At 37.5% G+C, this 7,909-nt stretch carries 6 protein-coding genes; 5 read left to right on the top strand and 1 reads right to left on the bottom strand.

Annotated features, from left to right (window positions below; genetic code table 11):
- Nucleotides 1-340 precede the first annotated feature (340 nt).
- The 3 genes from rmuC (at nt 341) to ACT3RM_RS16160 (ending at nt 5,447) form a co-directional block, all read left to right on the top strand.
- Nucleotides 341-1,735, top strand: coding sequence for a DNA recombination protein RmuC (gene rmuC / locus ACT3RM_RS16170; RefSeq protein WP_441836545.1), 1,395 nt, complete (start codon nt 341-343; stop codon nt 1,733-1,735).
- Nucleotides 1,736-2,216: 481 nt separating this feature from the next.
- A complete protein-coding gene (locus ACT3RM_RS16165) occupies nt 2,217-4,562 on the top strand; it encodes a S9 family peptidase (RefSeq protein WP_441836544.1) in 2,346 nt (781 codons plus the stop codon).
- A 270-nt stretch (nt 4,563-4,832) separates the two neighbouring features.
- Entirely contained in the window at nt 4,833-5,447 is a 615-nt protein-coding gene (locus ACT3RM_RS16160; RefSeq protein WP_441834331.1) for a MarC family protein, read from the top strand.
- An 82-nt stretch (nt 5,448-5,529) separates the two neighbouring features.
- Here the strand turns inward: ACT3RM_RS16160 and ACT3RM_RS16155 are convergent, their stop codons facing one another.
- Complete coding sequence (locus ACT3RM_RS16155) at nt 5,530-5,979, bottom strand: GyrI-like domain-containing protein (protein WP_441834330.1); 450 nt, start codon at nt 5,977-5,979, stop codon at nt 5,530-5,532.
- 471 nt (nt 5,980-6,450) lie between these two features.
- Here ACT3RM_RS16155 and ACT3RM_RS16150 point away from each other — a divergent pair, with 471 nt between their 5' ends.
- Nucleotides 6,451-7,116: a fused MFS/spermidine synthase gene (locus tag ACT3RM_RS16150; RefSeq protein WP_441995287.1), complete on the top strand. Its 666-nt coding sequence runs from the start codon at nt 6,451-6,453 to the stop codon at nt 7,114-7,116.
- The coding region (locus ACT3RM_RS16145) for a spermidine synthase (RefSeq protein WP_441995289.1) at nt 7,101-7,909 on the top strand (809 nt) is incomplete at its 3' end. The genes ACT3RM_RS16150 and ACT3RM_RS16145, both read left to right, overlap by 16 nt.

Raw genomic sequence — 7,909 nt, 5'->3', positions numbered from 1 at the left:
TATGCCTATAACTCTTGAGATAACTGAACATATCGTAACTGATTAATTACTTACACAAATAATTTTTTTAATAAATCTGGAGCTGTTTTTTCATATTTAGATCCTCCTCAGTACTCTCTGCTGTTTGTATATCTTCGCTTTGTAGGTATGCTCAGAGCTTTAAATAAATAGGTATCAAGTTATTAATTATTACTTACGCTATCTTGGCCTCGCCTAATTAGTTATGATGATATGTCTTTTGGATAATTAAAGTTTATTTATGTATATACAGCTACTTACAAGTTTAGATTGGCCAAGTATAGGGGCAGGTTTTGCCGCGGGTGCTATAACTTTAGGGCTTATGGCCCGATTACATAAAAAAAGACTAGCGAGTCAATTATCACAACTTGATCAAGCCCATCAATTGTTACAAAGCCAATTTACAGAGCAGCAAAAAAAACTAAATAACTCCGAGGCCTTACACCAACAACTTCAAGATGATTACAGCGAGTTACGTGACGAAACCCAACATTTCAAAACGCGTTTTGTAGAGCAAGAAAAGCATGCTCAGCAATACAAGCAGTTCTGGCAAAAGGCTGAAGGAGAACTCACTGCTGCTCGTTATGAATTAAACCAGCGTGATGTTGATTTAAGTACTATAAAAAGTACCCTTGAGCAAAAACAGCTACACTTCAATGAACAACTTGAGTATATCAATCACAGCAAAGAACTATTAAAAAAAGAATTTGAAAACTTAGCTAACCAAATACTTGAAGAAAAGTCACAAAAGTTTAAAACCCTTAATCAAGAAAGCATTGAGCAGCTTTTAAAACCAGTGCAAGGAGAACTAAAAGGGTTTCGCGATAAACTCGAATCAATCCACGTGGAAGACTCTAAACAACGTGAAGCTCTTAAAATTGAGTTACTACATTTACAAGCTAAAAGCCAAGCAATCACCGAGCAAGCTGACAAACTCAGTAATGCATTGCAAGGGCAAAAGAAAACCCAAGGAAACTGGGGCGAGCTAATGTTAGAAAATGTACTTGATAGTGCGGGGCTGCGCGCAGGAATCGATTATAAACGCGAGGTGTCGTTTAATACTGAAGATGGTCGCCTGCGGCCAGATGTTGTTGTGTATTTACCACAAAAACGCCACTTAGTTATTGATGCTAAAACATCTTTAAATGCCTATACACGTTACGTGAATACCGATAACGACCTCGAAGCTCAACAAGCTATTAAAGAGCACGTAGAGGCGGTTAAAGCACGTATTAACGAACTAGCCAATAAATCGTACGATAGACTTCCTGGGCTAAACTCTCCAGAGGTCGTTATTATGTTTGTACCGATAGAGTCAGCGTTTGTAGAAGCACTTAAATATCAAAGCGATATTTATCAGCAAGCGATAGAAAAAAATATTTTAGTTGCAACTCCGACTACACTGCTTACGAGTTTAAATATTGTTAAGCAGCTTTGGCGCTTTGAAGAACAAACTAAATATTCAAAAGAGTTAGCAAACCGTGCAGAGCGTTTCTACAGTAAACTAAATGGCTTTTTAACCAGTATGGAAGGTGTTGGTAAGCAGCTTGATAAAGCAAAAGAAAGCTATGATAAAGCATTTTCGCAGCTTTACCGTGGCAAGGGGAACTTAATAAAACAAGCATCTGAATTTAAAGAGTTAGGGGTTTCTGTGCAAAAGGAACTTCCGCAAGAAAGCGTAGAAAAAGCACAACTCGAGTTGGATGAAGAATCCTAAGTGTAAACCCCCATTACAACTTTACTAATTATTCCCAGTAGTTTAATTAATTGCTGTGGCCTGTTCATGGCTTAAATGCAACTATGTAATTTAAATGTCAAAAAATCTCATCAATAATTACCCGATGTGAGGAGGGTACTAATGGCACAGATTTTTGAACGCTCACCACAAAGTTTAGCTTGTGATAAAAGTTACTTCTCAACTTATGGATAAATCTGACGATAAACCACTTTTTTACCAAGTGCTTTTCGTTAGTTTTTTGCCTAAATATTGTTTTAATTAGGTTAATCTCGTATAGGTGGGCAATTAAACTCTACCAGTGCTGCGTTTTGTACCAGCTTAACCAACTTGAATATTTCTGGGGTTAACTCTTAAGTTAATGCGATAAACGTTCAGATCTTAAATGTAATTTTTGCTAAAGTGTAAGTAATGCTACTTGTAAATAATTACAATAAGCGCTAATCGCATTTAGGATCACTACATGAAATTACTCAAATCCCCAGCTTTAGTATTGTCGGTACTGGTTGGGCTTTCGTTATCTGGTTGCTCTGTAACACCAAGCTCTGAGGCCAAAGTAATGAATCAAATTAGCAATCCCCTTACCCTAGAAAAAATTTATAAAGACAAAGCATTTAAAGCACAACGTAGCAGCTATTTTAAATGGCTCGACGATGGTACCGGTTACACGGTACTTGAAGAACGTGAAAGCGAAGAAGATAAAAAAGACCATGATCGCGCTGATAATAACAAAGCTGATAACGAAAAAGAACACGGCGTAAAAGGTAACGACATTGTATTTTACAATGCTGACGGTACTGGTCGCAAAGTTTTAGTTGAGTTTGAAAAGCTACTGCCAGAAGGCGCAGACGAGCCATTTGCAATCGAAAGCTACCAATGGTCAAAAGACGGAAAATGGCTGATGGTGTTTACCAATAGTGAACAAGTATGGCGTTCGCGTAGCCGCGGTGATTTTTGGTTACTCAATCTTGAGACTAACCAATTACAGCAATTGGGTGGCGCAGACGTTGAACCAACTAAGCTAATGTTTGCTAAGTTCTCACCAGATAGCACAAAAGTAGCCTATGTGCGTGATAACAACATTTATATGCAAGCGGTTGGCAGCAATGACGTAACAGCGCTTACAACCGATGGCAGTGCCACTATTGTTAACGGTAATTTTGATTGGGTGTACGAAGAAGAATTCACTATTGCTGATGGTTTTAGATGGAGCCCTGATAATAAATCTATCGCTTATTGGCAGCTTGATACTAGCGGCGTTAAGTTTTTCACTATGATTAATAACACCGATGAGCTTTACCCTACTCTAAAAAAGTTCCCTTACCCTAAAGCTGGCGAAACGAATTCAGCAGTACGTGTTGGTGTAGTCAGCCTTGCTGACAAACAAACGCGCTGGGCCAAACTTGAAGGTGATAATCGCGATCGCTACATTCCGCGTATTAGCTGGGCAGGCACAGGCGATGAATTAATGATTCAAGATTTGAATCGGCCACAAAATCACAATAAAGTATGGCTTTTTGATTGGCAAAACCAAAAGCTTACTAAAATTTTAGAAGATAAAGACGATGCTTTTATTGAATGGTTTTACAAAGCTAACTGGTCAAAAGACGGTAAGTTCTTTATTTGGCACAGCGAACGTGATGGCTGGCGTCACCTTTACCGTGTATCGCGCGATGGCAAAACCATTATTGACCTAACGCCTGGCGATTACGATATTGTTGATATGCTCACTATCAATGAAGAAAAAAACGTAATGTACTTTATCGCCTCGCCAGAAAACCCAGGCCAACGCTATTTATACAGCACACCGCTTGATGGTAGTAGTAAACCTGTGCGTGTAACACCTGAAGAGTTTGAAGGCTCTAATAGCTATTACATGTCTAAAGATGCCTCATGGGCAATGCACAACTATTCTAAATTTGGTGCGCCACCAATTAAAGAAATCATTAAAGTGAGCGATCACAGTAATGTAAAAACGTTAGTTGAAAATAAAGATCTAAAAGAAAAACTCGCTGAGCAAAGCTTACCAAGTCATGAGTTTTTTAAAGTGAATGCGCAGGATGGCACCGAGCTTGATGGCTACATTATGTTCCCAGAGAACATGGATAAAAGTAAAAAATACCCAATTATTTTTTACGTATACGGTGAACCGTGGGGCTCAACAGTGCAAGATCGCTTTGAAGGCAATAGCTACTTGTATAAATCACTGTTAACGCAAAAAGGTTTTATTGTCGCATCGGTTGATAACCGAGGCACACGCGCGCCAAAAGGCCGTGATTGGCGCAAATCGATTTATAAAAAAATTGGCTCAATCACCGTGCAAGATCAAGTGGATGCGCTCGATGCCATGGCAAAACGTTGGGATGTAATAGACACCGACCGCGTTGGTGTTTGGGGGCACTCAGGGGGCGGTAGCTCAACTCTTAACTTATTGTTCCGTCATGGTGATAAATTTAAAGTGGGTATAGCCTCAGCGCCAGTGCCAGATATACGTTTATACGACACTATTTACCAAGAGCGTTATGCGGGTAACCCTAATACAGACCCTGAGAGCTACGATAATACCTCGCCTATTACGTTTGCTAAAAACCTAACGGGTAAGCTATTACTCATACATGGTACTGGCGACGATAACGTGCATTACCAAGGCTCTGAGCGTTTAATTAACGAGTTAGTTAAGCACAACAAACAGTTTGAGTTTTTCTCATATCCAAATCGTTCACATAGCTTAAGCGAAGGTAAAGGCACCGCCCTGCACTACCACACCATGATGGCCGAGTTTTTTGAAAGGAACTTATTGAATAAATAGGATAATTAAATCAGTTAGTTTTATAGTGTTTAACTATTCAAAAGCCACACTCTAACAGTTATTAGAGCGTGGCTTTTTTATGCAAAATGTAATAAGGGTTTATAAAGCTAAATTTGACAGTAATAGATTCAATAAATTTTTTTGAAGTTGCTAGCTTTTCATTAAGCCAAGTTTAGCCCCTTTATATTTGTGGTTTTAAAAGAAATTAATCCATTTTACTTAATAAAAATGTTACTTTCTAAATGGATGTTAATTATTTGTAGGAAATAAATGATAGATCTGTTGGCTGTTTTTATTACTTTTTTTGCTGTTATAGACCCAATTGGTACTGTGCCTGTATTTGTTGCTGTCACTGATAAATATGAAGAGAAAACCAAGCGTCGTATAGCCTTAATGGCTACATTGGTATCTGCATGCTTACTTATTTTTTTTGTGGTAATTGGTGAAATACTATTAAAAGCGTTATCAATTCCTCTTCCTGCGTTTCAAATATCAGGAGGTATAGTATTATTTTTATTTGCGTTGAGTATGATATTTGGTGAAAGCAAGCCCGAAGAAGAGCTAAAGCTGCTTGTTAAATCAGATAGGGAAACAGCTATATTTCCTATTGCAATGCCCTCTATCGCAAGCCCTGGCGCAATATTAACTGCTGTTTTATTAACTGAAAATACAATTTTTAGTCTTTGGGAGCAAATACAAACTGCTCTGGTGATGTTATCTGTGTTGGTTGTTGTTTATATATTAATGCTACTGTCTGGCTCTATTAGTAAAGTTATAGGTAGTAGTGGCGCCAGTGTCATTAGTCGAATAATGGGGTTGCTTCTTTCAGCCATTGCGACAACGAATATTCTTACGGGATTTACTGAGTATTATAACGCGTTGTAATACTCAGTTATGTGAGGAAAGGTACCAAATTTATTGGTTTAAACTTGAATTTTAAAGCAATAAACAGAGTTTTTTTATAAAGTTACCCTTCAATCGCTATCGCAATTTCTACTTCACTATCACTTTTATAGTATTCAAAGTCGCTAGTGTAAGTGCGTTTATAAGTACAATCATCTGAGCTAAAATACTGCCAAATTGCCCCCCATAAATCAATGATAGCATCAGGCATTTCACCTTCGCCACTAAATACCAAGTAACGGCTATCGTCAGTGGTTACTTTTACTGAATCGTTAACGTTGATATTTTGATCATCGCAGCAAGCAATAACATCAAAATAGCCACCCATATCGGTTTCGTAATTGGTATAAACACCGTAAACATTCGTTTTTTCTGTTAATTTAGAGCCGTATTTTTCGTTAAAATCTTGCCAAAGGTTTGCGATTTTTGCTGTGTCAGTATTCATTTCATTGACATTACAAGTTCTAACTTTTAAGCCTGTTAATGTCTTACTTGAGAGCTGCTTTATTTTCATGGTCACTATCCTTATTCCTTTAGCGTTAATACAGTCTATTAACTTAACAGAAAAGGCGTTAAAAATTTAATAAATCCTCAATAATTAAGGCTTATTACTTTATTTTGTGTTTTTTTAGGTTAAATATTATTCAGCACATGCTTTTTCATTATAAATTATACTCCTTCTTTTTTGCGTAAATAATAGTAGATATCTGATTGGCAAAAGGGGGCTACATAAATCGCTTCATCAACTGGCACTATCAAAAAAGGATTAATAAGTTTCGATTTATTGAATGCTCTAGCTGTGTGCGTGAGTAAGTAATACAGTAAACCTAGGTGCGTATAGTGTTTGTCACAGCTTGCTCAGCACTTTTATTAGGTACTAAAGCTTGCCCGCAATTCTTAAATTAATTTTGTTATTTGATGTGGTTGCTAACCTTTTTTACAGTTTAAAAATCAGTCATGGCATCGTCATCTTCATCAGGTTAATATGGATAATAATTACAACAATAAACAACAGGAATTGGCAGTGAATAAAACCAATGCGCTTATTTATTTTTTAGCCTTTAGTAGTGGCTTTTCTATCATGGGAATTGAATTGCTTGGCGGTCGAATATTAGCTCCCTATTTTGGTAGTAGTGTCCATATTTGGGGGAGTATTATTACGGTGTTTATGCTTAGTTTATCTATTGGTTATTTACTTGGCGGTAAGCTCTCGACTAGGAAACCTAGTTTGACTAAGTACGGAACTATTTTTCTACTAGCAAGTATTATGGTGGTGCCTATCGTTCTTTTTGCAGAGTCAATAATGGCGTTTATTTTTGCTCATGTAGAAGATAGCCGTTATGGGTCGTTACTTGCTTCAACAGCGCTATTTTTTATACCCACCGTTATACTAGGAATGATCTCCCCTTATTCTGTTAGGTTGTTAGTGACCGATCATGAAAAAAGCGGCCAAGTCGCTGGCGGACTTTATTTTGTAAGTACTTTAGGTAGCGCGCTTGGCACTATTATTACCTCGTTTTATATGGTGCTGGCGTTTGATGTAAATACCATTATTATAGGTTTTGCGGGGTTTTTAGGATTACTGGGAATACTGGCTATGAGTTTTAGCAAGTCTCGTCAAAAAGAGGTTGAACTATGCTTAGGTGTATAACATTACTTTTATTGCTTAGCACCTCACTTGCTCATGCAGAGGTGATTCATAAGGAGCGTTCGCTTTATCGCAATATTTTAGTCGAAGAAACTGCTGATTTGCGCTGTTTAAAGTTTGATGAAAAAAGCCGTAAAAGCAGCCAAAGTTGCATGTATAAAAGTAAGCCAAATAAGCTTGTTTTCAATTACACGAAAATGACATTTGCTAGCTTATTGATGATAGATAATCCTCAAAATGTGTTAATTATTGGCCTTGGCGGCGGTACGCTTTCTAATGTTATTCATGAGCTGTACCCTAATGCTGCTATTGAAAATGTTGAAATTGACCCTGCTGTAATTAAAGTTGCGCGTGATTACTTTAGTTTTATTGAAACCGATAAAGTGACTTCAAAGGTGCAAGATGGGCGTATTTTTATAAAGCGCGCAGCACTTAAAAAAGAACAATATGATTGGGTTATTCTCGATGCTTTTAACGGTGACTACATTCCTGAGCATTTACTAACAAAAGAATTTTTTGCCGAAGTGCAAAGTGTGTTAGCGCCAGATGGCGTTGTTGCAGCTAATACTTTTTCGTCAAGTAAGCTTTACCAGCATGAGTCAGCGACTTATGCGGCCGTATTCGGTGACTTTATAAATGTTAGCACTGACAAAAACAGTAATCGTATTATTTTAGCGGGCCTTGATGAAATGCCTAGTGAGGAAGCGCTAGATGCTCGTGTTAATAAACTTGCGCCAATGCTTAAAAAATATGATGTGGATATAGAAAAACTACGTAATAGCCTGTTTTATACTAC

It is taken from the genome of Pseudoalteromonas sp. AOP7-A1-14 (assembly GCF_052376275.1).
Classification (GTDB): Bacteria; Pseudomonadota; Gammaproteobacteria; order Enterobacterales; family Alteromonadaceae; genus Pseudoalteromonas.
This window is presented reverse-complemented; position numbering and strand designations above follow the sequence as displayed.